Genomic DNA, 25,153 nt, shown 5'->3' with positions numbered 1-25,153 from the left:
CCATATCAGCCCTCGAGGAGAAGAGTCGGTGATGTCTCCCCAGCTCAAACTGATCGCGCTCGATGCCGACGATCTCGCGGTGATCTCGACCCATGTGCAGGATGCCCGCGTGCAGCCTTCCGACATCATCTGGCGGCAGGGCGAGAAGCGCCTCGTGGTCGGCATGAGCCGGCTAGACTGGGAGCAGACGCTGGCGGGCGAGACCGGGCCGCGCCGGCTGGTCTCAGCGCTCCGCTTCGACCGCGTGCTCGCCTGCAAGTCGCGCAACATCGATCTCGCGACACCCGAGGCGGTCCTGGACCTCGTCGGCATCGAGTTTCATCCCCGGGACGGCCGCGATGAGGAGCCCAGCGGCAGCGCGCTCTTGCTGTTCGCCCAGGGCGGCGCCATCCGGCTCGACGTCGAATGTCTGGAATGCGAGCTGACCGATCTGGGCGCGGACGAATTGGGAACGGGGCTGGGGATCGAGGGGGAGGGGTGAGGTTGCCTGTATACCTACCGAACCGGCTCAGGCCCTCGCCGGAACGGTAGCTTCCAAAGGGGGCTGCCAAGGGTTGACGCAGCTTCCCCGCCGCGCCATTGAGCAGGGGGCCGGTGAGCCAGACGGCGCCCCATTGACCAGCAGAAGCCAAGCCCAAAATGCCCGTTCGTCTCGACCGCAGCAGCGCCGATTTTGACCAGCGATTCGCGGCCTTCCTCGCCGCCAAGCGCGAGATCTCGGCCGATGTCGAGGCCGCCGCGCGCACCATCGTCGATGACGTGGCCAGGCGCGGCGATGCCGCCCTGCTCGAGGCCACGGCAAAGTTCGACCGGCTGACGCTGGATGCTTCCGGCCTTCGCGTCTCGGCCGACGAGATCGAAGCCGCGAAAAAGGCCTGCGATGCCACGACGCTGGATGCGCTCAAGCTCGCGCGGGATCGCATCGAGACCTACCATCATCGCCAGCTGCCGAAGGACGAGCGCTTCACCGATCCGCTCGGTGTCGAGCTCGGCTGGCGTTACACCGCAATCGAATCCGCCGGCCTTTACGTGCCCGGCGGCACTGCGGCTTATCCGTCGTCGGTGCTGATGAATGCGGTGCCGGCGAAAGTCGCCGGTGTCTCGCGCCTGGTGATGGTGGTGCCTTCGCCCGACGGCAAGCTCAATCCGCTGGTGTTGGCGGCAGCGCATCTCGGCGGCGTCACCGAGATCTACCGCGTCGGCGGCGCGCAGGCTGTGGCCGCGCTCGCTCATGGTACCGCGACGATTGCGCCGGTCGCAAAGATCGTCGGTCCCGGCAATGCCTATGTCGCCGCCGCAAAACGGCTGGTGTTCGGTAAGGTCGGCATCGACATGATCGCGGGCCCCTCCGAGGTGCTGGTGATCGCCGACGACACCGGCAATGCCGACTGGATCGCCGCTGATCTGCTGGCGCAGGCCGAGCACGACGCCAGCGCGCAATCGATTCTGATCACTGACTCGGCGCGGCTCGCCGCCGATGTCGAGACGGCGGTCGAGGCGCAGTTGAAGACGCTGCCGCGCGCCGCAATTGCCGGCAAGTCCTGGGCCGATTTCGGCGCCATCATCATGGTGAGCTCTCTCGCCGACGCCATTCCGCTCGCGGACGCGATCGCTGCCGAGCATCTCGAGATCATGACCGGTGATCCCGACGCGCTCGCCGCTAAGATTCGCAACGCCGGCGCCATCTTCCTCGGGGCGCATACGCCGGAGGCGATCGGCGATTATGTCGGCGGCTCCAATCACGTGCTGCCGACGGCGCGCTCGGCGCGATTCTCCTCGGGCCTCGGGGTCGCCGATTTCATGAAGCGGACCTCGATCCTGAAATGCGGCCCGGACCAGCTGCGTGCGCTGGGGCCGGCTGCGATGACGCTCGGACAAGCGGAGGGGCTGGATGCCCATTCGCGCTCGATTGGATTGCGCCTCAATCTGTCATGACCCAGCCGCCCGAACAGGACGCCTCGACCAATCGCATCGTCGCGGTCACGCTCGACGAGGACTCGATCGGCCGTTCCGGGCCCGACATCGAGCATGAGCGCGCGATCGCGATCTACGATCTGATCGAGCAGAATTTGTTCGCTCCCGAGGGCGCCGACGGCAAGGGCCCGTTCACGCTGCATATCGGCATCACCGGCAGCAGGCTGATGTTCGACATCCGCCGCGAGGACGGCACGCCCGTGGTCGCGCATCTGTTGTCGCTCGGACCGTTCCGGCGGATCGTGAAGGACTATTTCATGATCTGCGACAGCTATTACCAGGCGATCCGCACCGCGACCCCGGACAAGATCGAGGCGATCGACATGGGCCGCCGCGGCATCCATGACGAGGGATCGCGCACGCTGCAGGAGCGGCTGAAGGGCAAGGTGCGGGTCGATTTCGAGACCTCGCGCCGGCTGTTCACGCTCATTACTGTCCTTCATTGGAAGGGTTAAAAGGGGATGGCTGCGCCCCCACGCGCACGCGATCCGCAATCGGTGCTGTTCGCTTGCGCGATGAACAGCGTGCGCTCGCCGATGGCCGAGAGCCTGCTGCGGCACATGTTCGCGCAGGGTCTCTACGTGAAATCGGCCGGTGCGAGGAAGGGCGAGCTCGATCCGTTCGCGATCGCCGTGATGGCCGAGCTCGGCCAGGACATCTCCACCCACAGGCCGCAGACGTTTGAGGAACTGGAGGACTGGGAGGGGCTGAATTTCGACCTCATCATCACGCTCTCGCCCGAGGCACACCACAAGGCGCTGGAGCTGACCCGCACGCTTGCCGCCGACGTCGAATACTGGCCGACGCAGGATCCCACCACCATCGAGGGCAGCCGCGACCAGAAGCTCGCCGCCTATCGCGAGGTCTGCGACCAGCTCCTGATGCGGATCCGCCGGCGTTTCGCCAAGGTCGGCGCGGCGAGCGGGTAGAATTTGGCGCCCGTAACACCCGCGTCACAGACCAAGGGCACAGGCATATCGGACACCTCGAATCGCCAAAGTCAGGGTTCCCGGGTTGTGAAATCAGCCCCCTTCCGATAGGTTCCGCGCGCAATTCACCCCCTGCCTCGTCTCCCAAAAATCACCTGATGCTCGGCCGCCCCAAATTCGTTCTTGCCTCCGGTTCGCCGCGGCGCCTGTCGCTGCTCAACCAGGCCGGCATCGAGCCGGACGCGCTCCGGCCGGCCGATGTCGACGAGACGCCGAAGCGGGGCGAGCTGCCGCGTGCCTGCGCCAATCGCCTTGCGAGGGCCAAGGCCGATGCGGCGCTGAAATCGGTGCAGCTCGATGACGAGCTGCGCGGCGCCTTCATCCTGTCCGCCGACACGGTGGTGGCGGTTGGCCGCCGCATCCTGCCCAAGGCCAATCTCGTCGACGAGGCCGCGCAGTGCCTGCGGCTGCTGTCGGGCCGCAACCACCGCGTCTACACTGCGATTACGCTCGTGACACCGCGCGAGGCCTTCCGCCAGCGTCTGGTCGAGACCCGCGTCCGCTTCAAGCGGCTGTCGGAAGACGACATCCAGGCCTATATCGGCTCCGGCGAATGGCGCGGCAAAGCCGGCGGCTATGCCGTGCAGGGCATCGCCGGCTCCTTCGTGGTGAAGATGGTGGGCTCCTACAGCAACGTGGTCGGCCTGCCGCTCTACGAGACCACGACGCTGCTCGGCGGCGAAGGCTTTCCGATCCGCTTCGGCTGGCTCAACGCCACGGCCATCTGACCGCGGCCCGACAAAAATCTCGAAAACAACCCCATGCACAGTAGAATCGGCAGGCGGCGCGCCTGCGCCTCCGCCGCAGGAACCCGTTTGCCGAGAGGCTCTTGAACCCTTTCACCTCGTGTAAGTTGCCGCCATCATGGACGACCACATCAAAAAGCCCGCAGCGCCCCTCAAAACCTGCCCGATCTGCGGCAAGCCGCAGGCGGAGGCCACCCGTCCGTTCTGCTCCTCGCGCTGCCGCGACGTCGACCTGAACCGATGGCTGAAAGGGTCCTATGTCATCCCCGGCCGCGACGACGAGACCGATGGCGAAGAATAATAAATAATATCAGTAGCTTATATGGAAGTTCGATGCATCGCGCGCCAGCCGCGGCAACGGCGCCCGACCTTGTACACAGCCGGGCCGCGTCTGGCGAAGCCTGTTGGCGAAGCCGGGTGGACAGGCCGCTTCCAGCCCACTATAAACCGCCCGCTCGATGGGCTTTGGCCCCTCTTTGGAGCACGCCCAGGTAGCTCAGTTGGTAGAGCATGCGACTGAAAATCGCAGTGTCGGTGGTTCGATTCCGCCCCTGGGCACCATTCCTGAACAGATTTACGAAACCTCGCAATGGCTGGAGTGCCGGTCTCGGTTGCTCGGTCATTTGCCAATGACTAGATAGGACATCTTCGTTCGCGCCTATTCTCGCGGCCCGACCGCGCTGATTGCTTCTGTTCCCCGCAAATCGTTGAGTCGGACGCCCGTCGTGGCATGCTTGAACGCCAGCTCCACCACACCGACGATCTGCGCAGCCGCGTCTTCCGGCGACAGTCCAGCGGGACGGATATTGGATATACAGTTCCGGCTCGAATCCATCATGCCGACCCGCGGCCGCCACGTGATATAGGCGCCGAGCGAGTCGGCTGCCGACAGACCCGGACGTTCGCCAATCAGGACGACGGCTAGCTTTGCGCCTAGCAATTCACCGATCTCGTCACCGACCGCGACGCGTCCCTGCCCGACAAGAACAAGTGGTCCCATCGTGAGGCCTTGAGCCAACAAGAGCCGGCGCAGCTGATCGACCAACGGCAGAAGGTTGATCTCGATAGCCGATGCGGAGAGGCCGTCGGCGGCGACGATCGCGACATCGCTGCCGCGTTGCTGGCCAACGATGGCCAGACGCCCTGCGGGCGATAGGCGGCGTCCCAGATCCGGGCGGCGCAGATATTCGGCGCGATCGGCCGCGGTGCTCTGGACATGGACGACGCGCCAGTCTCGCTCGCGAAGCGATTGCCCGATGGTGTCGAAATCAAGCGCGGCGTGAACGGCGTCACGCGCGCGCGCATGATCGAGCATGAACCGAAGGCCCGTGGCCGTCAGTTGCCCGGATCCGGCGCGCCCGAGCGCGATGCGCGCCGGCGTGAAGCGTCGCAGGCGCGCGAGTTTGTCGGTCACTGCGAGCTGGTTGTTCCGATCTGGCGGCTCGTCCGGCATCATCAGGCTTCCATCGTCTCGATCAGCGCAATGGCCGGACCGATCGCTCCAGACGCCGCTTTCTCAAGCAAACGGCCGTCCACGTCGGCGAGGCCCGTCCGCTGCAGCCAATCCTCGAACTCCGGAGCGCATCGCCGACCGAGAGTCTGACGGACGTAGAGGATGTCGTGAAACGCCAGACTCTGATAGTTCAGCATGACGTCATCGGCGCCGGGAACCGCAATGACGAAGGTGACGCCTGCGGCGGTCAGCAGCGTCAGCAGCGCATCCATGTCGTCCTGATCGGCTTCGGCATGATTGGTGTAGCAGATGTCGCATCCCATCGGCACGCCGAGCAGCTTGCCGCAGAAATGGTCCTCAAGCCCGGCCCGCGTGATTTCCTTGCCGTTGTAGAGATATTCGGGACCTATAAAGCCGACGACCGTGTTGACGAGCAGCGGCTTGAAGCGCCGCGCGATCGCGTAGGCGCGCGCTTCCATCGTCTGCTGATCGATTCCAAAATGCGCGTCGGCGGACAGTGCGCTGCCTTGCCCGGTTTCAAAATACATGACGTTCCGGCCGACCGTGCCGCGAGCCAGCGAGAGCGCGGCGTCATTGGCCTCCGCCAGGACGGATAGGTTGATCCCGAACCCTCGATTGGCTTTTTCAGAGCCAGCTATGGATTGAAAGACGAGATCGACCGGGGCGCCGAGATTGATGGCCTGGATCGCGGTGGTGACATGTCCCAGACAGCAGGTCTGGGTCGGAACTTCGAGGCGCTCCCGGACATTGTCGAGCAGGCTGACGATGCGCACATAGTCTTGCAAACTATCGGTCGCGGGATTGACGCCGATCACCGCGTCGCCGACGCCGAACAAGAGTCCGTCAAGAAGGCTGGCGGCAATTCCACGGGAATCGTCGGTCGGATGGTTTGGTTGCAGGCGCGTGGAGAGCCGGCCGGCAAGCCCGATCGTATTGCGGAAAGCTGTAACGACGTTGCATTTGGCCGCGGCCACGATGAGGTCTTGCACGCGCATGATCTTGGACACGGCGGCGGCCATTTCCGGGGTCAGGCCGGGGACCAGCGCGGCCAGATGGCTGGTCGTTGTCCGCGTGTCGAGCAGCCATTCGCGAAATCCGCCGACGGTCAGATGGGACACCGGTTCGAATGCCGTCAGATCATGGCTATCATGGATCAGACGAGAAACCTCGTCCTCCTCATACGGCACGAGATCGATATTCAGGAAGGTCTTGAGAGGAAGATCGGCCAGCGCCATCTGGGCAGCAACACGCTCGATGGCGCTCTGCGCCGCGACGCCGGCTAAAACATCACCCGAGCGGGCTGGCGATGCTTTGGCAAGCAGCGTCTTGAGATCGTGAAAGGTCCAGCGTGTACCGTTGATTGTCGTGTGATAGCACATGCAACAATGCCTCACTCGGCCAGGGCGCTGGCGCTTTGCCGCGATCGACGGGCGAGCAGATTGGCTACGATCAACAACAGGATCGACAGGCCCATCATCAAGGTGGCGGCCGCCGTGATCGCCGGACTCAATTGCTCTCGCAGGCCCGTGAACATTTCGAGTGGCAGGGTGCGCTGCTCGGCGTTGGCGAGGAATTGCACCACGACCACTTCGTCGAACGACGTCACAAAGGCGAAAGCGGCGCCTGACAATACGCCTGGCAGGATCAGCGGCAGCATGACCCGAATGAATCCGGTCAGCGGTCTCGCCCCGAGAATGGACGTCGCTCGCATCAGGTTGCGGTCGAACCCCGTGAGGCTTGCGCCGACGGTCACCACGACAAAGGGGCTCGCCAGAACGGTATGCGCGAGGATGATGCCGAAATAGGTATTGGCGAGCCCGACGCGGGCATAAAACAGATAGGTTCCGACCGCCGTCACGACGACCGGGACGATCAGGGGCGAAATCAGCAAAGGCACGACGAACCGCCGCGCCGGGAATTTCGGATCCGACAGGCCGATCGCGGTCAGCGTTCCCAGCACGGTCGCCAGCACGGTCGATCCCAATCCGATCAGCAGGCTGTTGCCGATGGCGGCGCGCCAGCGCGGCGTCCCGAGCACGACTTCGTACCACCGCGTTGAAAGCCCGGCGAGCGGGAAGGTGAAGAATGAACCGCTGTTGAAAGACAAGGGCACCGGCACGAAAATCGGCACGACGAGGAAGATCAGCACCAGCACGCACCAGAACCAGAGCGCGGTGACGCGGACCCATTCGGCGGTCGTTGGGTATGGCGACAACATGGCGTTCATCCCATCTTGAAGAGATCGAGACCGAGGTACCGCGTCAGGGTGACGTAAAGGCCGAGGGTAGAGGCGAGCAGCACGAAGCTCAACGCCGCCGCCATCTCCCAATTGAGCTCGACGTTGACGTAGTTGGCGATGAAATTGCTGATCAACTGGTCGCTTGCCCCGCCGATTAGCACCGGCGTGATGTAGTAGCCGAGGCACAGGATGAAGGTGAGCAGGCAACCGGCGAGAACGCCGGGCATGACTTGCGGCAGATAGACCCGCCAGAACGCGGTGAAAGGCCGGGCTCCAAGTGATTGGGCGGCTCTGACCAGCGAAGGCTTGACCGAGCGCATGACGCTGTAGATCGGCAGCAGCGTAAAGGGCAGCTGGATATGCGTCATCGCGATGATGAGCCCGGTGCGGCTGTACATCAATTCGAGGCGATCCGACGTCAGGCCGAGCCAGAGCAACAGGTCGTTGAGCAGGCCGAATTTCTGCAGGATCACGGTCCAGGCGGCGGTACGCACAAGGATCGACGTCCAAAACGGCAGCAGCACCAGAACGAGGACCATGCCGGCAACCGCGGGGCGCAGGTTGGTGATTACGAAGGCGAGCGGAAAGGCGAGCGCCAGCGTTGCGAGCGTGACGATCGTTGCGATCAGAAACGTCCGGCCAAAGACCCGGAGGAAGACCGCCTGGTCGGCCGGAACCGCGCCGATGGTCCCCCGCTCGGTCCATCGCAGGTCAAAGGCGCTGAGGAGATAGAACGAGGTGAAGCGGTTTGTGCCGGTGCGAATAGCCGCCCAGCTTTGCTCTTCGCCGAGCAGCGGAGCCGCCTTGATCATCGCCTCCTTGCCCGTCGCCTGATCCTGCGTGGCGATGCGCGCTACGCGGAGCACCTGGCTGCGGGCGCCGGGCAGGCGGGTGTTGAGGGCCTTGGCGAATTCATAAACGGCGCCTGCCGCCTGCGCCTGCTTCAAATCGGCCGCCAAGGCGAGGAAGACGGGCTCGCCGGGCACGCCGGCGCCGCTGTCCTGCCGGAGCGCCGCGATGGTGTGAGGCAGCGCATTGGCAATTGTCGGCTCGTAGACGGCCCGCGACAGCAGCGCGACGATCGGCGCGCCGAAACTGAACAACAGAAGCAGCAGGAGCGGGGCCGCCAACGCAAGCGGACGCAGGCCGTCCCATCGGTCCGTTGTGCCGATTTTCGGTAAGGCGATCGATGACATGAGGCACCCCTCGCGTGGCGTTAGGACCGGGTGGTGCCCGATCGGCGTTCTCGTCGCGGCCTATTCTATTGGGCGAGCCAGGCGTTGAAGCGCTTGACCAAGTCCTCGCCATGGTCACCCCAGAATTCGACGTCGCCGACCAGGTAGCTCTTCATGTGATCGGGCGCGGTGGGGAGTTTCGGCAGGACCTCCTTGGGAACGAACGGCGTCGCATCCGTCAGCACCGGACCATAGGGAATGAAGCGGCCGAGCCGCGCGCCGACTTCAGGATCGGCCGCATAGGCGAGATATTTGTAGGCGAGGTCGAGGTTCTTGGCGCCCTTCGGAATCGCGATCATGTCATATTCGACGATCTGGTTGTCCCAGACGATCGCGAAGGGGCGCTTGTCCTGGTCGATCGCGTTTTGAATGCGCCCGTTCCACGCGGTCGTCATGACCACCTCCTTGGAGGCAAGCAGTTGCGGCGGCTGTGCGCCGGCATCCCACCAGACGATATCCTTCTTGATGGTGTCGAGCTTCTTGAAGGCGCGGTCGACCCCGGCCGAGGTTCCCAGCACTTTGTAGATGTCGGCGATCGGCACGCCATCGGCCATCAGAGCCCATTCCAGATTCTGCGCTGGCGCCTTGCGCATGGCGCGCTTGCCGGGGAATTTCTTGGTGTCGAAAATATCGAGCACGGAAGTCGGCGCCGCTTTCAGCACGGTCGTGTCATAGGCCAACACGTCGCCATAGACATCGATGCCGACGCCGCAATCGAGCGCCGTGCCTGGCAGGAATCGCGAACGATCGGCGACCTTCGAATAATCGAGGCGGATCAGAACGCCGGCGTCGCAGCCTTGCAGGACCGTCGAGGTTTCGACCGTCACGAGGTCGATCGGCACATTGCCGGTCTCGACCATCGCTTTGATCTTGCCGAGCTCGCCGGTATATTCCTGCTCGTTGAACTTGATGCCCATCTTCTTGGCGAACGGCTCGAACCAGGCCTGCCGCAGCGCCGCCTGCCACGCGCCGCCGGTGGCCATGACGGTGAGTTCTTCGGCGCTGGCGGGTTGAAGCTGGCCAACGATCGCGGCGCTCGCCAAGGCAAGCAAGGTCGTCCTGGATACTCGCTTCATGAAACGCTCCCTATGTTCGCTGAGCTGCCGTCCGGGACGGCGCCTGCCGGAAAAGCCCGGCAATCGGATATAGGCCAGCAAAGGTCGATCGCTTCGCCCGCCGCCATCGTTGCTTCAGGTCCGACTTTTACAGTCAGGATCTGCCCGCTCGCCAAACGCGCGAGTACGCGCTGATGGTCGCCGTGATAGATTCGGCCATCGACCGTCGCCTGAAACCGGTTGTCCGAATCCGCGCCGGCGCCCGACAGCCCGATCCGCTCGGGCCGGATCGTCAGATGGACCGGCGCGCCCGGACGAATATCGCCGATCGCCATCGCGGTCGTCTTCAATCCTGTTGGCAGCGCGACCAGACATTGATTGCCGACGACGCGTTCGACGACACCATCCAGCGCATTGTTTTCGCCAATGAAGCCTGCGACGAACGCAGTCGCCGGCTTATTGTAAAGCTCGTCCGGCGTTCCGATCTGATCGATGGCGCCGCTTTCGAAGATGGCGACGCGATCCGACATCGTCAGTGCTTCGCTCTGGTCGTGCGTCACGTATACGATGGTGACGCCGAGCATCTGATGGATCTGCATCAATTCGATCTGCATGTGCTCGCGCAGCTTCTTGTCGAGAGCGCCGAGGGGTTCGTCCATCAGAACGAGGGTCGGCTGGAAGACGAGCGCGCGGGCGAGCGCGACACGCTGCTGCTGACCGCCCGAGAGCTGCGCCGGCTTGCGGTCCTTGAAGCGCTCCAACTGCACCATTTCGAGGGCGCGCACGACGCGCGGCCCGATCTCCGCCCTCGGCAGCTTTCTCACCGACAAAGGGAAGGCGACGTTGTCCGCTACGCTCATATGCGGAAACAGCGCGTAGTTCTGGAACACCATGCCGATGTTGCGTTCATAGGGCGGCAGGCGGTCGACCGACTTGCCATCGAGCGTAATGACGCCCTCGCTCGGACGTTCGAAGCCCGCCAGCATGTTCAAGGTCGTGGTCTTGCCGGAACCTGAGGGACCGAGGAACGTCAAAAACTCGCCCCGGCCGATGCTCAAATTCAACCGGCGGACCGCATGAAAATTGCCGTACGATTTCTCGACGTCAATGAATTCGACAAATTTGGCGTCGCCTTGGCCCGTTGCGAGTCGCGCGCCTGCCGCAAGGGGACCACGAAGCGACGAACTTTGTCCGGTCGAAACCATCGCTCCACCTCCCAAGGTTGCCCACAATTATGTGACCACACAATAGACGATTGAGTGACCGTACAATGCGGAAATCTGAGCGTCAAGGCTATCAAATGATGCAATTTACGGCGTCGACCATGTCATATAATAGGCAGTTGAAGCCGTAAGGAATGCATACAAGTCGGATTGTCCGATTCTTTTCTCCATGTTAAGAATGCCTTGGCCAAGACAAGAACGCTCGGGGCACCCAGCCGAAATGCTCGAAAATCTGGAACTGCCGGACAACGATCGACCGATTTATCAGCGTTTGGCGGATGCCATCGGTGAACGAATTGCTTGCGGCGAACTGGCTGAGGGCGACAGGTTGCCGCCACATCGAGAAATTGCGCGCCTGCTCGGCATCAATGTCACGACCGTCACCCGCGCCTTCTCGGCCTTGCAACAGCGCGGACTCGTTGAGGCGCGCCCCGGCCGCGGGACACTTGTCGCCGCGAAGGAGACGGAGGAAGGTGGATTCAAATCCGCGCCCAGCGATGAGGCCGGTCTGATCGATCTGTCCGTCAACAGGCCGGCGACGTTGGCTTATCGCGACGCGCTGGCGCTTCTTCTGCCGCACATCGCCAAAGATCGCCGATTTGGCGCGTTGCAAGACTATCATCCCCCGGAAGGTCCGCTATGGGCGCGCGCCGCGGCTGCGGATTGGCTCAATGGCGTAGCGGGCGATGGCGATGCCGGTCGCGTTGTCCTGACCGACGGCGCTCAGCATGGCCTTGCCTGCGTGCTACGGGCCCTGACGCAGCCCGACGATGTCGTCCTCGCTGATTCCATCACCTATCAAGGCATCAGCGCGCTTTGCCGGTCACAAGGTGTCGACCTGCGTGGGGTGTCGATCGACCGAGAGGGCATGCGGCCGGATGCTCTCGAGGCGGCTTGCGCGACCTTGCGCCCTCGCGCGGTTTTCCTCGTACCCAGCTTGCACAATCCGACAACGGTTACATTGAGCGAAGAGCGCCGCCGCGCGCTCGGGGCGATTGCGCGGCGCCATAACGTGCTGATCATCGAGGACGATGTCTACCGTCCGTTGCTCGATCGCGCCATTCCATCTTTCGCGGCCCTCGAACCTGAACTCACCGTCCACATCAGCGGCCTATCGAAATGCATCGCACCCGGCCTGCGCTACGGATTTGTGGTCGCGCCACGCGCAGTCTTGGGCAATGTCGCGGCGGCGCTGCGGATTGATTGCTGGAGCATCAGCCCGCTCACGGCATTGGTTGCCACCGTTTTGCTGGAAGAGGGGACCGCGAAGCGGATCATCGAATTCCAGCGCGAGGAACTGCGCCGGCGGCAGGCCATTTTGCGCGACGCCCTCGCGGCATTCGATGTTCAGACGGACGAGACGTCGCCTCACGCCTGGCTGCATTTGCCCGAACCGTGGCGAGGCGCTGCTTTCGCGCGCGCCTGCCGTCAGCGCGGCGTAGGCGTGCTTCCTGCGGACGCATTTGCGGTAGGACGCGAAACGCTCGCCCACGCCGTGCGCATCAATGTGGGCGCGGCGCCTTCAGCCGGCGAATTGCGGCAGGCGCTTTCGATCATGGCTGAACTGCTGAATGCCGGTCATCTCGAAATCTCGGGCGCGGTGTGAGGCGCCGTGGCGGAGTTGATCAAAACAGACGTCGCGATTGTCGGAGCCGGAATCATCGGCCTTGCGATTGCATTTCGGCTGGCGGGAGCTGGCCGTGAAGTCGTTGTCGTCGATCCGAACGAGGCAGGTTCGGGCGCCTCGTACGGCAATGCCGGGACATTGGCTCCTTACGCCTGTGCGCCGGTCGGCAACCCCGACGTTCTCTGGAATCTGCCGAACCTGCTTCTCAAGGCGGACAGCCCTCTCACCGTCAGGCTAGCCGCCTTACCCGCACTCGTTCCCTGGCTGTCGCGGTTCGTTTGGCAATCCGCGCCGGCTCGAGCGCGCCGCAACGGACACGCGCTTGCGGGCTTGCTCAAGGATGCGATGCCGGATTGGCGAGCGCTCGCCGAAGAGGCTCGACTTGCGGACCTGCTTCGCTATGAAGGCTGCCTCTATTACTATCGGGGAAAGCTTCCGCAAAAAGATAGCGAGTGGGGCGCCCGGCTGCGGAACGAGCTCAGCGTCCGACAGGAATGGCTGACGTCGGCAGAGGTCGCAAGGCTGGAGCCCGCGCTTCCTCCCGCGGCCGGCGGCTTTTTTTTCCCCGATGCGGCCCATACCGTCGATCCAGCCGTGATGACCCGCCGACTGGCGGCCGCAGCCGAGGCCAAGGGTGCTACGTTCGAACGCGCCCGCGTGGATCGGCTGGAGCCGCAGGACAGCGGACGCATCCGCTTGATCTGCCGCGACCGCACGATCGAAGCGCATACGGTCGTGCTCGCCGCCGGCGCCTGGTCGCAGTCTCTGGCTGCGCCAATTGGAGAGAATATTCCCCTCGATACGGAGCGCGGCTACCACATTGAATTCGCGATGGATGTCTGTCCGATCAACAGGCCCGTCAGCCCGGTCGATCTGGGCTTCTATATCACACCCATGGCCGGTCGTTTGCGGGTCGCGGGAACGGTCGAGCTTAGTGGCCTCTCGGCACCGCTCAATCAGAAGCAAATTGCTCTCCTGGAGCGAGGCGTCCGCAAGCTTTTCCCGAATCTCGGACCCGTTCAATCGCAGTGGCTCGGCTTTCGCCCCTCGCTTCCGGATTCGCTGCCCGTCATTGGACCGAGCCGACGCTATCCGAACCTGATCCACGCCTTTGGACACGGACACCTCGGCATGACCTTGGCCGGCGTAACCAGCCGCGTTGTTGTAAGCCTGATCGAAAGGCGCAATGATGTTCCGGACCTTTTCGCATTCCGACCTGACCGGTTTGGTTGAGTGATTTTTCGCGGCCGGGCTGTGTCTCGGAGCGCGCTGCACTCGCGACGACGCGAAATTATACAATTATTTCAATTTCGTAAGAGTTCGCAGTTTTATTCTGAATGGCGCACCAAAAGTACGATGCTCTGCGATTTCCTATCGGATCCCGCGATGCGGCTCGCAATCGAGCTCGATTTCCGTCGCCGGCGGATGATTGTCGTTGGTAACCCGAATCGACGAACTTCGCGATCCCGGGCCTCCACTGGCTGGCACCGGGCGAGGCAAATACTTCGCTCCAAAACCGCGCGCTGTCCACGGCTGCCGGCCTGGTGATGTCATCGATCAGGGAGGGCGGCCGAGCGCGCTGGCCGTTTTGATCCGAAATAGTGCTTTTCTACTAGCGGCTTAGTCGGGAGGAACCACACTTCTCGCACGGCGTTGTCAGGGCGAACATTTCAAAGTTCGTCAGCCCCATCACCAATCGCAAAGGGGAAACGCCATGGATGACGTGGTGAATGATCGTTCGCGCCCGCAAGAACAGCTCGAGCGCGTCGTGACTGCACTCGGAACAGGAGCGGTGCTACTCGATTCCAATCGCGAGATCGCGTGGATCGATGAGCGCACCCGCGAGCGCCTGAACGGAGGCATTGACGAGCTCGCCGCGTCGTTGCGCACGCTCGATGCCGGCGCCGCCGTTCATTGTTGTCTCTCTGCCCAACAGATCGTGATCAATGGAGATGCGGTCACGATATGCCTTATTCAGGAACGCGAGCCTTTCCCGGACGAGCATGGACGTGATGCGGTCACGGCACTGGAGGCCGCGTTGGCCGATCCATCCCGGTTTACGCGCTCGATCATCGAAGCGCTCAAGGCGTTCCGCAAGGCCAAGCCGGCGCCAAGAACCTCCGATCTTGACATTCTCTCCGATCGCGAGCGCGAAGTCTTGGGCCTGATCTGCGAGGGCCGCAGCGATACCGAAATGGGGACCATGCTCAATCTTTCACAGAATACGATCCGCAACCACATCGCCTCGCTGTATCGGAAGATCGGTGTGAACCGCCGCAGCGCCGCGATGATTTGGGCACGTGAGCGCGGCATCACGCCTCAGGATGCCTTGTCCGGACGGCGGCGGACATCGCCGCGCCCGAGTCCCTCGGTTGAATAAGGCTTACTAGAAGGTTGGTATTTCTCTCTCTCTTGCGCACGAGGCGAGGAAACGCTCTTACTTTGCGATCCATCGCGCGTGCGGATGAAATCGATCATCCGTACTGAAAGGGGTGGCAGCGGGTCTGCCGTCGCCCGCTGGCGCCCCGCGATGTGCAACCAGGGCCACGCCCCGTGATCGACCCAATTCTACGCCTCTACGTTGCCGGGACCTCGGCAACTGCCCGGCGGGCTGAGAAACAGCTTGCCGAGCTTCAGGCGCGCATCCATCCGGCGTGCAAGGTCGAAATCATCGACGTTCAGGAGAGGCCGGAACTCGCTGAAAAGTCAGGCATCCTGGCGACGCCAACGCTCGCGTACGAAAGCCCTGAGCGCTCGCGGCGCATCGTCGGCGATCTCGGCGACACCAGGCGTGTCCTGGATTTTCTCGGCATAGAACTGAAAGGGAAGTCCGCATGATCGCGCAAGACGAGGACATGGAGGTCTCGGATGTCCTGGACCGGGTGAAGACCGGTGTGAACGCCTTCGATGAACTGGTGATGGGCGGCCTGCCGCGTGGGCGCACGACGGTTGTCGGCGGGACGCCAGGTAGCGGCAAGACGGTGTTCGCGACGCAATTTCTCGCTCATGGCATTACTCACTACGGCGAAAACGGGGTTCTGGTGACGTTCGAAGAGCCGCCCGTCGATATCGAGGCCAACATGCGCAGCTTCGGCTGGGATCTTCCCGCCTGGCGCAAGGAGGGGCGTCTGGCCTTTGTCGATGCGAGCCCTTCGGCGAGCGACGAAATGGTGGTCGGCGATTACGATCTGGCCGGCCTGCTGGCGCGCATCGATCATGCGGTCAAAACCGTCCGCGCCCGTCGCGTGGTGCTGGATTCGCTGACGCAGCTCTTCGATCACTTCATCGGCGACCCGAAGATATTGCGCCGCGAGTTGTTCCGCATCAGCAGTGCCCTGAAGAAATCGAAGCTCGCGGTGCTGATGACCGCAGAGCGCAACAACGAATATGGTGAGATCACGCGTCATCGCCTCGAAGAGTTCGTTGCGGACAATGTCGTGATTTTGCGCAACGTGCTTCACCGCGAAAAGCGCCGCCGTACCATCGAAGTGCTGAAGATGCGCGGCAGCCATCACGCCGAAGGCGAGGCGCCGTTCACCTTACTGGAGAATCGCGGTGTCGTGGCCGTGCCTCTGTCGTCGCTGCGCCTCGAACAGCAGTCGAGCATGGTACGGGTGACCAGCGGCAATCCCGCGATCGACGAGATGTGCGGCGGCGGCTTCTTCCGCGACAGCGTCACGCTCGTCAGCGGCGCCACCGGGACCGGCAAGACGCTCTTGGTGACGAACTTCCTCGCCGGCGGCGTCGCCGCGGGCGAAAAGTCCATCCTGTTTGGATACGAGGAGAGCAGAGGCCAGTTGTTTCGCAACGCAAGCGGCTGGGGCGTGGACTTCGCGCAAATGGAGGCGGAGGGCAAGCTCAAGATCGTCTGCCTCTATCCGGAAGCGCAGGGCTTGCCGGATCATCTCCTCACCATCCAGGGCCTGGTCGATGAGTTCAAGCCGAGCCGGATTGCGATCGACAGCCTCTCTGCGCTGGAGCGAATCGCCCCCGACACGGGCTTTCGCGAATTCCTGATCAGCCTCACGTCCTTTATCAAGAAGCGTGAAATCGCCGGCCTTTGCACGGCGACCAGCAAGTCGCTGGTCGGTGGCGAAAGCGTCAGCGAACAGCACATTTCGACGCTGACCGACTCGATCATTCTGCTGCGCTATATCCAGGAGCAGGACAGGATGCATCGCGGTCTGATGATCCTGAAGATGCGAGGCAGCGAGCACGCCAAGGAGATTCGCCGTTTCACCATCGACAACACCGGCATGCATCTCGGTGATCGTTTCGAGGACGCACCCAACGTGTTCACCGGCGGCGATCCCGAGTACAGACGCTGAGGTCCGGACCGTCGAATAATACCCCATGCGAGACATCACGATGAATGCGGCAAGTCCCCGAGGAAGCGGTGGTATCGATCAGGCGGACATCCGCTTCCTGGTCGAGAAGAATGCCGACGGAATCATCGTTGTCGACGAAAACGGCACCGTGTTGTTCGCCAATCCGGCAGCGGAACAGATTTTCGGCCGCGCGCGCGAGACGCTGACCGGTTCGCCGATCGGGATACCTCTGATCGGCGGCGACACGACCGAGATAGCGATTCATCGTCCGGGCGGCGGTTCGATCGACGCCGAGATCCGAGTTGTCGATACGACGTGGGACCGCCGCCCGGCGCTTCTGGCGAGCTTGCGCGATATATCGGCGCGAAAGGCGATGGAAGAGCGGATGAGGCAGTCGGCCAAGATGGAGGCGGTCGGCCGGCTGACCGCCGGCATCGCGCATGACTTCAACAACCTGTTGACGGTCGTGCTTGGAAACCTGGAAAGCGCGCGGCGGCAGTCCGCCGTGGCGACGACCGAACGGGCTCAGGCCCTTGACAACGCGACGCGCGGCGCACGCCGGGCCGCAGTTCTGACAGAACGGCTGCTTGCCTTCGCGCGTCAAAAGCCGCTGGAGCCGGTCCTCCTCGATGTCAACGAAATCGTGTTGAGTATGTCCGATTTGCTTCAGCGCACTCTGGGCGAGAGCATCAATGTCCGTACCGTGCTCGATCCCGAAGCCTGGAACATCGAGACCGATCCGACCGAACTGGAAGCAGCGATCCTGAATCTCGCCGTCAACGCGCGTGATGCGATGCCGAATGGCGGTGAACTCGTGATTGAAACCTCGAATGTCGAGCTTGAAGCCGCCTATGCCGCAGCCAACGCCGATGTGACGACCGGACCGAATGTGATGATCGCGGTCTCCGATACAGGCACGGGAATGACGGCCGATGTCCTCAAGAAAGTGTTCGAGCCGTTTTTTACGACCAAACCCGACGGCCGCGGGACCGGTCTCGGACTCAGCCAGGTCTACGGCTTCGTGAAGCAGACCGGCGGCCACCTGAAGCTATATAGCGAGCCCGGGATCGGAACGACTGCGAAGATTTACTTCCCAAGAGCATCGGAAGCGCCGCGCAGCCCTAAAGTCGATGGACCCAAAAAGCTGGACCATGTTCCACTTGCCCGCGAGGGCGAAGTCATCCTTGTGGTCGAAGATGACGAGGATGTTCGCAACTACACCGTCAGCAGCCTGCGCGAACTCGGCTATGTCGTGTTTGAAGCCATCGATGGGACCTCTGCGCTCGAGATCGTAGAACGCGAAGCACGAATCCATCTGCTCTTTACCGATCTCGGCCTTCCGGGCGCCATGGACGGAAGGGCGCTTGCGGACCGCGTTCGCGTCATCAGGCCCTCTTTGAGGACACTCATCACGACAGCATACGCCGGCAGTGTCCTTCTCAGCGAGGGAAGGCTTGCTCCTGGCGTCGAACTACTTAGCAAGCCTTTCACTTTGACCGCTCTGGCCATGCGTATCCGGGAATTGCTCGATCGGGACGAAGAAGGTCAGGGCGGACGCATTCTTGTCGTCGATGACGAAGTCCTGATTCGCATGTTGGTTGTGGATACTCTCGGGCGCGAAGGGCTGCAGGCTGAAGAAGCCGGCAGCTTCCATGAGGCTCTCGCGAAGATTCGAAACATCGGCGACAAACTGGTCGGGGCAATCATCGACCTCGGTCTTCCAGACAAGCCCGGCGATGGACTTGTCGCCGACATCAGGGCTTTGCAGCCACATTTGCCGATCATCTTGGCAACCGGCTATGCCAGGGAGAATGTCCGCCAGCGGTTTGCGCAAGATGCGTTGCTGCAGATCGTAGCAAAGCCGTTTGATATGGAAACTCTCATGGCTGCGCTGACAACGATGGGAGTACGAACGCGGAGGATCTGATACGATGCGTTGTCAGATGGCGCGAGAGCGCTCTAGGTGCAAAACCTGCGCTTCCTGGCCGCAGCTCCAACGTCACAAGCTCGCGACTACGCGGAAACACCGGGCGCGGTCCTAAGCCTGAGGAAGCGCGATGCCCGTTAGCTCCTCCAATTTGGCGATGAGCTGCTCCTGGAATTGGAGATCGAGGGCCTCACCGGCCGGCTGCTCCTGCCGGAGATGGTGCCAGTAGCGTCCGCTGACCATTGCAGCCGGTTCGTCGCTGATGGCAAGCCAGGTCTGGGTCCTTTGGCCGGTATCGAGGTCGACCGGCGCACCCGGGCCGCCCATTCTCGTGCGTGCCCAGCCGGGATCGACGGCATTGCTCAAGACCTGCGGCCAGCGTCGCGCCAGGGCGAAAGCGAGCGCGACGACCTGCAGCTTGCTTTCGGCGTAGGCCTTAGCCGGATCCCAGCTCCGCTTCGTCCAGTCAACGTCGCCCAGCGAACCCTCTCCGCCGCGGTGCAGGCCGCTGCTGAGGTAGACCAACCGACCGGGACGCTCGATCAGCGCAGTCAGGATGTACGGCGCCAAGGTGTTCACCGCCAACGTGGAGGCATGGCCCTCGGGCGTCGCGCCGCGACTGCGCTCCGTGTAGACGCCGGCGTTGTGGATGATCGCATCCATTCGCCCGATCGCGTTGACCTGATCCGCGATACCTCTGGTCTCAGCGGCGCTGCGGAGATCGCCGATGACGATTCCTGCGGCCCGCGAGGAGAGCTTGCCGATGGTCGCGACGCGATCCGCCGATCGGGCATGCAGCACCACGCGGTGTCCGTGGTCGAGAAGCGACTCCGCCGCCGCCTGCCCGAGTCCGTCCGTGCTGCCCGTAATAAAAACAATCGCCACTCGCTCCTCCTCTCGATGTCCAGAAGCTCCCAGGATCGCCGCCCTCACGCCAGACCGACGCAAGGCAATGTGTTCGCATTCAGCTGCCCTTGGCTTTCCGCCCGCGGCCGCTCGGCTTTACGGGCACGCTCTTTCCGTGCTCCTTCCACCAGGCGGTCAGTGCCTGCATCATGGGACCGAGCCCCCGCGCCTTGGACGTGATCTCATATTCGACGCGGGGCGGCACTTCCGCGAATACGGTGCGTGACACCAGACCGTCCGCTTCGAGCTCACGGAGCTGTGCCGTCAGCATGTGCTGGGTGATGCCCGGGATCGCCTTTCGCAGCTCCCCGAAGCGGTAGACCCGCTGATTGAGCAGCCACATGATCTCCAGCTTCCATTTGCCTGAGAGCAGCGCGAACGCGCGCCGCATCTCTTCATGCATGTTGATCTGTTTATCGGCCATAGTCTGCTTTTCCATACTAGCAACAGGTTATTCATCCTACTTGCGAATACAGATCTTAGCCGACATTTTCGATGTGCGCTGCGGATGCAGAGACAATCACGCATTTCGAGCAGCCGCGAAGTCGAAGGAGCTGTTGCTGCCGCAACCGCGCTCAGGAAGAGATCATGGCATCGGTCTACATATATTGGGTCAGCACCACGCTTTTGTGCCTGCTGTATCTGACCTCGGGCTACATGTACGCAACAAGAGGGGACTGGGTCCGGAAGGCACTCGCCGACCTCGGTTACCCAGCCTACCTCGTGCCGTTCATGATCGTGGTGAAGATCGCAGGCCCAGTCGCCATCGTGTCGCGTTTCAACGTGGCGCTCAGCGATCTCGCCTATGCCGGTGTCTTCTATCACCTCCTGCTGTCTGGAATGGCGCACATCGGCGTGCGCAGCCTCAAGGGCGCTCTGCCGGCGGCCATTGGGCTGATCTTGCTGGCCGCTTCCTTCGCAACGCAGAACGTCGCTCGTGAAGTCCCGTCACCCTACGTGCAAGCGGCGATGCTCTGACGCACCAGGAAAATATCGAGCACACCATCGAATCGAGACAAGAACGCACGACGGAGCATTCTGGCAGGTTCGCAACGTCAGCGAGCTCGCCCAAAAAATCGGGGACGCGGGAATACCCGCACTTCTCCGGAGCCGCAACGGACGCAATAGGCGCAGAGCTCGTTCGAGCTGAGGCGCGTCATATCGTCATAAACAATTTGTTCTTACCGAAAGAGGATCACTCATGAATGAGCGACGGGTATCTGGCGGCAATTATGTGTTTTTCGGCGGTTCCACCGGCATTGGTCGTGCTGCGGCCGTGGAGCTGGGGCGCCGCGGCGCGAACGTGCTGATCGTCGGTCGGGGTCGAAAGGCCGGCGAGGCGGCAGTCGAGGCCGTTCGCGCAGCGGGCGGCGCGGCCGCCTTCCTGAGCGCCGACCTATCGACCCTCAGGGGCGTCAAGGCGGCGGCCGAGGAGGTCATCGCCTGGCGACCGGTCCTGCACGGGGTGATGCACACCGCCATGGCCGCGTTCAAGGGCAAGACCTTGACGGCTGACGGTCTGGAGTTCGCCTTCGCCCTGCAATACATGGCGCGCGCGGCGCTCAATCGGGCGCTGGCCGAACCGCTCGCCGCCTCGGGCGATGGACGCATTGTTAGCATCTCGGGCAATGTCCCGTTGTCATTCATGCCCGAGCTGGATGACCTGCAATTCGAGCGCCGCAAGTGGAGCTTCTACAAGTCGATCCTGGGTACGCACCTCCTTGGTCATCTGCATGTCCAGGAAGCTGCGCGGTTGTGGCGCGACCGTCCTGTGACCATCGCGGCGGCCTGTGTCGGTTCCACCAAGACCAAGGTCATGGCCGATCCGCTTATGCCCTTGAGTATGAAATTGCTGGGGCTGTTCGGTACAACGCCCGAGGTTTCCGCAGTCAACGCAGTCCGCATTTTGACCCAGGCCTCGCCGGCCGACTTCGATGGAGTCGTCCTGCGCAACCCCAAGCGTTTCGAGCCGGAGCCACTTGCAATGAACTCCGATGCCGCCAGGAAGCTATGGGCCCTGACGGGCGACATTGCGGCCAAGCACGGCTTGTCGTTGGAATAACGAGCCAATGAAAACGAATGTCATCGTAGGGGCCAGTGCTGTCGGAAGCGCTGTCGCGTCCCTGCTCGCTGAACGCGGCGAGAACGTCCGGCTCGTGACACGCAGAGGCGGCGGCCCAACTCATCCTTTGATCGAGCGCATCGCGGCGAACGCGGCCGATGCCGATCGGCTGAGCACAATCGCCGAAGGTGCAGCCGCTCTCTTCAATTGCGCCAGCCCGGCCTATGATCGTTGGCTGATCGGCTGGCCGCCGATCAGTGCGGCAATATTGAAGGCTGCGGAGCGCAGCGGCGCGGTCCTCGCGACACACGCCACGCTATACCCCTATGGTCCGGGCTCCGGCGTCATGTCAGAAGCCACGCCGCTCGCTGCCACACATCCCAAGCTACGCATGCGCGGCGAGATGTGGCAGGAGGCGCTCGCGCTGCACCGGGCCGGCCGCATCCGCGCGACTGAAATACGCGCCAGCGATCATATCCAGCCCCAATCGTTGGTCAGTCTGGCGATGTTCAGACCCATGCTCGCCGGCAAGCGCGTGAAATCGCCGGTACCTGTCGACGTGCCTCGAACCTGGACGTCGACCGGGGATGCGGCCCGCCTTCTGTCGACTGTGGCAGCCGACAAACGCGCTTGGGGCAGAGCATGGCACGTGCCGAGCCATGAGCCGATGACGGCACGCGAGCTCCTCACCCGGTTCGCGAAAGCCAACGGTCTGCCGGAACCGAAGATAACGGTCATACCCTGGGGCTTGGTCTGGACTGTCGGCATTTTCGTCCCGATGGTTCGCGAACTCCGCGCGACACGCTATCAGTTCACCGACCCCTTCATCATGGACTCTCGTATCGCCCGAGAGACTTTCGGGATGGAGCCGGAACCGCTGGAGACCGCGTTGCGCGATGCCGCGCGGATGCTGGAGTGAGATCTCCTTTCGCGCCGGAAACCGTACGCTCTCAAATGCGTCGAGAAGACAGTCGCCGGATCGCGCTCAATCCGTTAGCGGCGGGTGCGATCGAGACCGGCTTCGGTCGCGCGCGCGGCTCACTCTGCCGTGCCGGCAAGACGCAGATTCGGCACGCCGACGCCGCGGGCACGGATTGGTGCGGCCAACTTTCCTCCGCTGACATCGAGAACGAAGCCGGTATCGTCGGGGCGCAGGCGCAATTCAATGGCCATGCCGGTCTTGCGCCAATCTGCCGTCTCGCCATCGTCGACATAGAGGAGGCCGAAGCCACCATGATCGGGCGCTCCGAACGCGATCGCCGTCAGCCCCTCCTTGTCTTCGACCGGAACGATCGCGCCCGCGCGTGCGAAGAGCGGTAGCCGGCCCAGAGGCGCTGCGACAGTAATGGTTCGCCCGCCCTCGAATGGCGTCCCGTCATGCCAGTCGTACCAGCCACCGGGATGGGCGGGCAGGTAGACTTCGCGCGTCGTCGCGCCTTCTTCCAGCACCGGAGCGACGAGGAGATCGGGGCCAAGCATGAAAGCATCCTCGACGGCTCCGGCGGTCGCGTCGGACGCGAAATCCCACAACAGCGGGCGCACCGCCGGCACGTCGTCGGCCGCCGCACGCCACATCTGGGTGTAGAGATAAGGGATGAGGCTGTGACGCAGGTTCATGGCGGATCGGACCTGCGGAACTACGCCCGGATGCATCCAGGGCGTGTTGACGATGCCGCTCGTCTTCCAGGAATTCATCACCATGCGCGGCCACAGTGCGCAGAACTCGACAAACCGGCAGAGCAGCTCCGGGCCTGGCGACGGGCCATGGAAGCCACCGACGTCGTGGCCGATGTTGTAAAGCCCCGACAGGCTCATGTTGAGCCCCTGGGTCAGGTTGTAGCGCAGCGTCTTCCACGAGGTTTCGTTGTCGCCGCTCCAGGTCTGGCCGTAGCGGGCGATGCCGGCGCTGCCGGCGCGCGTGATGGTATAGGGGCGTTTGTCCGGTGCCTGTGCGGCCTGGGTCTCGTAGGCGAGCTTGTGCATCAGGAGCGCCTGCGCGGGACGGGCGAGCCCTTGCGGAAACGGCCGCCCGTCGCCGTCGCAGACCGCATCCTCGTCCCAGATCTCGTATTCGTTGTTGTCGCTCCACACCGCCGTGACCCCATAGGCGAGCAGCGCGTCGCGGATGCCGTCCGCCCACCACTGCCGGCCCTTCGGGTTGGTGAAGTCGACATGAAAGCCGAGGCCGTCCCAGAATTGCGCGACCGCCGGATCGCCGGTCTCGCCGTCAGCGACCAGAATGCCGCTCGCCCTGGCTTCAGCGAGCCGTGGATGATCGTCGAGCAGGCAGGGCTTGATGTTGGTGACCGGCTGCATGCCGGCCGCCTTGAGCCGCGCCATCGTCGCCGACGGATCCGGGAATTTCTCGCGGTTCCAGTTGAAGACGTAGCGACGGTCGCCGATCGAGGTGTAACCCGAGCCGAAGTGAAAGCTGTCGCAACGAATGCCGTAGCGTCTGCAATCCTCGATGAAGCCGGTGATGCGCGCGTCCGCATCCGGCGCGTCGGCAATCGTCATTGTCGTCATCGCGAATCCGAGCGTCCAGCGGGGCGCAAAAGCCTGTCCGCCGGTCAGCCAGGAAAACCGGCGCGTGACTTCCGGCACGGTCGGGCCGGCGAGCACGTAATAGTCGAGGTCGCCGTCCTCGGCGCGATAGCTGCGGAACAGCCCATGGTAATTGTCGAGCGTGCAGCCGAGGTCGACCGAGCCGAGGGCGAGATTGTCGTAGAAGATGCCGTGCGCGCCGCGTGGGCCATCGACGATGAAGAACGGCAGCATCTTGTACAGCGGATCGGAAAGCTCGGCATCGTAGCCGCAGGGGTCGACAGCGTCGATCGCGAAGCGTCGGCCTGTGCGATCGAGCGGACCGGCCTTATCTCCGAGGCCGTAATGGCGTTCGTCCTCGTGCCGTTCCATCGCGTGCAGCGACGCACTGGTCTTGCGCGACAGCAAGTAGGCCTGGGTCGGACGGTCCCGCAGCAATGGCCGATCCTCGCCGTCGCGGTACCAGGCGATGCCGAACGGATCAAGTCGCACTTGCGCGCTGAGACCCGCGGCGGCGAGCGTGACGATGCCGCCGGCCTCCGACACCGTCGAAGCCGGATTGGCAAAGCCGGAGAAATCGTCGCGCAGCCGTCCTTCGAACGGCGGCTCGGTGCGACCAGGCGCGATCGCCCAGCCGCGGTCGAGGCGATAGCCATCCTGCTGGCGCAGGGTGACGCGGCCGATGTCGCTCTCCAGAATTGCGACGCGCAGCGTCGCGAGCGGAGCCGCCGCCGGTCCGGTCGCGAGGTCGAACAGCGCGGCTTGGCCGTCGAGACCGCGGAAGCGGCCGTGGGTCAGGGCTTTCATGAAATCAGGCTCCGGGT

24 protein-coding genes and 1 tRNA gene are annotated in these 25,153 nt (G+C 63.2%); 16 read left to right on the top strand and 9 right to left on the bottom strand.

The genetic code is table 11. The annotated features are described in order from the left end of the window. The first annotated feature begins 31 nt into the window (after nt 1–31). The 7 genes from ABIC09_RS21040 (at nt 32) to ABIC09_RS21010 (ending at nt 4,270) form a co-directional block, all read left to right on the top strand. A complete protein-coding gene (locus ABIC09_RS21040) occupies nt 32–481 on the top strand; it encodes a DUF2948 family protein (RefSeq protein ID WP_187434694.1) in 450 nt (149 codons plus the stop codon). A 158-nt stretch (nt 482–639) separates the two neighbouring features. Then, nucleotides 640–1,935: a histidinol dehydrogenase gene (gene hisD, locus ABIC09_RS21035; protein ID WP_354110417.1), complete on the top strand. Its 1,296-nt coding sequence runs from the start codon at nt 640–642 to the stop codon at nt 1,933–1,935. Then, a complete protein-coding gene (locus ABIC09_RS21030) occupies nt 1,932–2,429 on the top strand; it encodes a UPF0262 family protein (RefSeq protein ID WP_354085679.1) in 498 nt (165 codons plus the stop codon). Before hisD ends, ABIC09_RS21030 begins: the two co-directional genes overlap by 4 nt. A 6-nt stretch (nt 2,430–2,435) precedes the next feature. Beyond that, nucleotides 2,436–2,903: an arsenate-mycothiol transferase ArsC gene (locus ABIC09_RS21025; RefSeq protein WP_148749901.1), complete on the top strand. Its 468-nt coding sequence runs from the start codon at nt 2,436–2,438 to the stop codon at nt 2,901–2,903. 158 nt (nt 2,904–3,061) lie between these two features. After that, nucleotides 3,062–3,691, top strand: a complete 630-nt coding sequence (locus ABIC09_RS21020; RefSeq protein WP_148749902.1) for a Maf-like protein — start codon at nt 3,062–3,064, stop codon at nt 3,689–3,691. A 136-nt stretch (nt 3,692–3,827) separates the two neighbouring features. Continuing rightward, nucleotides 3,828–4,010 (top strand): DNA gyrase inhibitor YacG, encoded by a 183-nt coding sequence (gene yacG, locus ABIC09_RS21015; RefSeq protein ID WP_354110416.1) that lies wholly within the window; start codon nt 3,828–3,830, stop codon nt 4,008–4,010. A gap of 184 nt (nt 4,011–4,194) precedes the next feature. Next, nucleotides 4,195–4,270, top strand: a tRNA-Phe gene (locus ABIC09_RS21010). Nucleotides 4,271–4,367: 97 nt separating this feature from the next. On the opposite strand, the gene eutC is transcribed toward ABIC09_RS21010, so the two are convergent. The 6 genes from eutC to ABIC09_RS20980 all read right to left on the bottom strand — a co-directional run bounded on the left by eutC (nt 4,368) and on the right by ABIC09_RS20980 (nt 10,776). Further along, entirely contained in the window at nt 4,368–5,165 is a 798-nt protein-coding gene (eutC, locus tag ABIC09_RS21005) for an ethanolamine ammonia-lyase subunit EutC (protein ID WP_354110415.1), read from the bottom strand. After that, nucleotides 5,165–6,562, bottom strand: a complete 1,398-nt coding sequence (locus ABIC09_RS21000; RefSeq protein ID WP_354110414.1) for an ethanolamine ammonia-lyase subunit EutB — start codon at nt 6,560–6,562, stop codon at nt 5,165–5,167. The genes eutC and ABIC09_RS21000 overlap by 1 nt, the downstream gene beginning before the upstream one ends. An 11-nt stretch (nt 6,563–6,573) precedes the next feature. Continuing rightward, on the bottom strand, nt 6,574–7,401 hold the full coding sequence (locus ABIC09_RS20995; protein ID WP_354032525.1) for an ABC transporter permease: 828 nt from the start codon (nt 7,399–7,401) through the stop codon (nt 6,574–6,576). Nucleotides 7,402–7,406: 5 nt separating this feature from the next. After that, complete coding sequence (locus ABIC09_RS20990) at nt 7,407–8,618, bottom strand: ABC transporter permease (protein WP_148749906.1); 1,212 nt, start codon at nt 8,616–8,618, stop codon at nt 7,407–7,409. Nucleotides 8,619–8,683: 65 nt separating this feature from the next. Continuing rightward, the gene (locus tag ABIC09_RS20985) at nt 8,684–9,733 is read right to left on the bottom strand and encodes an ABC transporter substrate-binding protein (protein WP_354110413.1); all 1,050 of its coding nucleotides are present in this window, start codon (nt 9,731–9,733) and stop codon (nt 8,684–8,686) included. Further along, nucleotides 9,730–10,776 (bottom strand): ABC transporter ATP-binding protein, encoded by a 1,047-nt coding sequence (locus tag ABIC09_RS20980; protein WP_502917686.1) that lies wholly within the window; start codon nt 10,774–10,776, stop codon nt 9,730–9,732. The genes ABIC09_RS20985 and ABIC09_RS20980 overlap by 4 nt, the downstream gene beginning before the upstream one ends. 379 nt (nt 10,777–11,155) lie before the next feature. Here ABIC09_RS20980 and ABIC09_RS20975 point away from each other — a divergent pair, with 379 nt between their 5' ends. The 6 genes from ABIC09_RS20975 (at nt 11,156) to ABIC09_RS20950 (ending at nt 18,817) form a co-directional block, all read left to right on the top strand. Beyond that, a complete protein-coding gene (locus ABIC09_RS20975) occupies nt 11,156–12,541 on the top strand; it encodes an aminotransferase-like domain-containing protein (RefSeq protein ID WP_354110412.1) in 1,386 nt (461 codons plus the stop codon). A gap of 6 nt (nt 12,542–12,547) precedes the next feature. Further along, nucleotides 12,548–13,795, top strand: a complete 1,248-nt coding sequence (locus ABIC09_RS20970; RefSeq protein WP_354110411.1) for an NAD(P)/FAD-dependent oxidoreductase — start codon at nt 12,548–12,550, stop codon at nt 13,793–13,795. A gap of 481 nt (nt 13,796–14,276) precedes the next feature. Then, nucleotides 14,277–14,942, top strand: a complete 666-nt coding sequence (locus ABIC09_RS20965) for a response regulator transcription factor (RefSeq protein ID WP_354032521.1) — start codon at nt 14,277–14,279, stop codon at nt 14,940–14,942. Between the two features lie 173 nt (nt 14,943–15,115). Next, a complete protein-coding gene (locus ABIC09_RS20960; RefSeq protein WP_187434695.1) occupies nt 15,116–15,400 on the top strand; it encodes a circadian clock KaiB family protein in 285 nt (94 codons plus the stop codon). Continuing rightward, nucleotides 15,397–16,890 carry a circadian clock protein KaiC gene (gene kaiC / locus ABIC09_RS20955; RefSeq protein WP_246229703.1) on the top strand — a complete coding sequence of 498 codons (1,494 nt, stop codon included), beginning with the start codon at nt 15,397–15,399 and terminating at the stop codon, nt 16,888–16,890. The genes ABIC09_RS20960 and kaiC overlap by 4 nt, the downstream gene beginning before the upstream one ends. 25 nt (nt 16,891–16,915) lie before the next feature. Then, nucleotides 16,916–18,817 carry a response regulator gene (locus tag ABIC09_RS20950; RefSeq protein WP_354110410.1) on the top strand — a complete coding sequence of 634 codons (1,902 nt, stop codon included), beginning with the start codon at nt 16,916–16,918 and terminating at the stop codon, nt 18,815–18,817. Nucleotides 18,818–18,928: 111 nt separating this feature from the next. Here ABIC09_RS20950 and ABIC09_RS20945 read toward each other — a convergent pair whose 3' ends face one another. Both ABIC09_RS20945 and ABIC09_RS20940 read right to left on the bottom strand, forming a co-directional pair. Further along, on the bottom strand, nt 18,929–19,702 hold the full coding sequence (locus tag ABIC09_RS20945; RefSeq protein ID WP_354110409.1) for an SDR family NAD(P)-dependent oxidoreductase: 774 nt from the start codon (nt 19,700–19,702) through the stop codon (nt 18,929–18,931). 79 nt (nt 19,703–19,781) lie between these two features. Beyond that, nucleotides 19,782–20,162: a winged helix-turn-helix transcriptional regulator gene (locus ABIC09_RS20940; protein WP_148749915.1), complete on the bottom strand. Its 381-nt coding sequence runs from the start codon at nt 20,160–20,162 to the stop codon at nt 19,782–19,784. 149 nt (nt 20,163–20,311) lie between these two features. Here ABIC09_RS20940 and ABIC09_RS20935 point away from each other — a divergent pair, with 149 nt between their 5' ends. From ABIC09_RS20935 to ABIC09_RS20925, 3 genes are all read left to right on the top strand, one after another. Further along, nucleotides 20,312–20,701: a DoxX family protein gene (locus tag ABIC09_RS20935; protein ID WP_354110408.1), complete on the top strand. Its 390-nt coding sequence runs from the start codon at nt 20,312–20,314 to the stop codon at nt 20,699–20,701. Nucleotides 20,702–20,924: 223 nt separating this feature from the next. Continuing rightward, nucleotides 20,925–21,785, top strand: coding sequence for an SDR family NAD(P)-dependent oxidoreductase (locus tag ABIC09_RS20930; RefSeq protein WP_354110407.1), 861 nt, complete (start codon nt 20,925–20,927; stop codon nt 21,783–21,785). 7 nt (nt 21,786–21,792) lie between these two features. Beyond that, nucleotides 21,793–22,704, top strand: a complete 912-nt coding sequence (locus ABIC09_RS20925; RefSeq protein ID WP_354110406.1) for an NAD-dependent epimerase/dehydratase family protein — start codon at nt 21,793–21,795, stop codon at nt 22,702–22,704. 119 nt (nt 22,705–22,823) lie between these two features. On the opposite strand, the gene ABIC09_RS20920 is transcribed toward ABIC09_RS20925, so the two are convergent. Further along, nucleotides 22,824–25,136, bottom strand: coding sequence for a TIM-barrel domain-containing protein (locus tag ABIC09_RS20920; protein WP_354110405.1), 2,313 nt, complete (start codon nt 25,134–25,136; stop codon nt 22,824–22,826). Nucleotides 25,137–25,153 lie beyond the last annotated feature (17 nt).

It is taken from the genome of Bradyrhizobium sp. S3.12.5 (genome assembly GCF_040548225.1).
Taxonomy (GTDB): Bacteria; Pseudomonadota; Alphaproteobacteria; order Rhizobiales; family Xanthobacteraceae; genus Bradyrhizobium; species Bradyrhizobium cytisi.
The sequence above is the reverse complement of the archived record's forward strand: the minus strand, read 5'-3'. Positions and strand labels throughout refer to the sequence as shown.

Excerpts from the sequence above, each read along its gene's own strand:
- ABIC09_RS20925 (WP_354110406.1), top strand. The coding sequence starts at position 21,793 with ATGAAAACGAATGTCATCGTAGGGGCCAGTGCTGTCGGAAGCGCTGTC.
- yacG (WP_354110416.1), top strand. The coding sequence starts at position 3,828 with ATGGACGACCACATCAAAAAGCCCGCAGCGCCCCTCAAAACCTGCCCG.
- ABIC09_RS21040 (WP_187434694.1), top strand. The coding sequence starts at position 32 with ATGTCTCCCCAGCTCAAACTGATCGCGCTCGATGCCGACGATCTCGCG.
- ABIC09_RS21020 (WP_148749902.1), top strand. The coding sequence starts at position 3,062 with ATGCTCGGCCGCCCCAAATTCGTTCTTGCCTCCGGTTCGCCGCGGCGC.
- ABIC09_RS20935 (WP_354110408.1), top strand. The coding sequence starts at position 20,312 with ATGGCATCGGTCTACATATATTGGGTCAGCACCACGCTTTTGTGCCTG.
- ABIC09_RS21030 (WP_354085679.1), top strand. The coding sequence starts at position 1,932 with ATGACCCAGCCGCCCGAACAGGACGCCTCGACCAATCGCATCGTCGCG.
- ABIC09_RS21000 (WP_354110414.1), bottom strand. The coding sequence starts at position 6,562 with ATGTGCTATCACACGACAATCAACGGTACACGCTGGACCTTTCACGAT.
- eutC (WP_354110415.1), bottom strand. The coding sequence starts at position 5,165 with ATGATGCCGGACGAGCCGCCAGATCGGAACAACCAGCTCGCAGTGACC.
- ABIC09_RS21025 (WP_148749901.1), top strand. The coding sequence starts at position 2,436 with ATGGCTGCGCCCCCACGCGCACGCGATCCGCAATCGGTGCTGTTCGCT.
- ABIC09_RS20975 (WP_354110412.1), top strand. The coding sequence starts at position 11,156 with ATGCTCGAAAATCTGGAACTGCCGGACAACGATCGACCGATTTATCAG.
- ABIC09_RS20930 (WP_354110407.1), top strand. The coding sequence starts at position 20,925 with ATGAATGAGCGACGGGTATCTGGCGGCAATTATGTGTTTTTCGGCGGT.
- ABIC09_RS20940 (WP_148749915.1), bottom strand. The coding sequence starts at position 20,162 with ATGGAAAAGCAGACTATGGCCGATAAACAGATCAACATGCATGAAGAG.
- hisD (WP_354110417.1), top strand. The coding sequence starts at position 640 with ATGCCCGTTCGTCTCGACCGCAGCAGCGCCGATTTTGACCAGCGATTC.
- ABIC09_RS20965 (WP_354032521.1), top strand. The coding sequence starts at position 14,277 with ATGGATGACGTGGTGAATGATCGTTCGCGCCCGCAAGAACAGCTCGAG.
- ABIC09_RS20950 (WP_354110410.1), top strand. The coding sequence starts at position 16,916 with ATGCGAGACATCACGATGAATGCGGCAAGTCCCCGAGGAAGCGGTGGT.
- ABIC09_RS20920 (WP_354110405.1), bottom strand. The coding sequence starts at position 25,136 with ATGAAAGCCCTGACCCACGGCCGCTTCCGCGGTCTCGACGGCCAAGCC.
- ABIC09_RS20990 (WP_148749906.1), bottom strand. The coding sequence starts at position 8,618 with ATGTCATCGATCGCCTTACCGAAAATCGGCACAACGGACCGATGGGAC.
- kaiC (WP_246229703.1), top strand. The coding sequence starts at position 15,397 with ATGATCGCGCAAGACGAGGACATGGAGGTCTCGGATGTCCTGGACCGG.
- ABIC09_RS20985 (WP_354110413.1), bottom strand. The coding sequence starts at position 9,733 with ATGAAGCGAGTATCCAGGACGACCTTGCTTGCCTTGGCGAGCGCCGCG.
- ABIC09_RS20995 (WP_354032525.1), bottom strand. The coding sequence starts at position 7,401 with ATGTTGTCGCCATACCCAACGACCGCCGAATGGGTCCGCGTCACCGCG.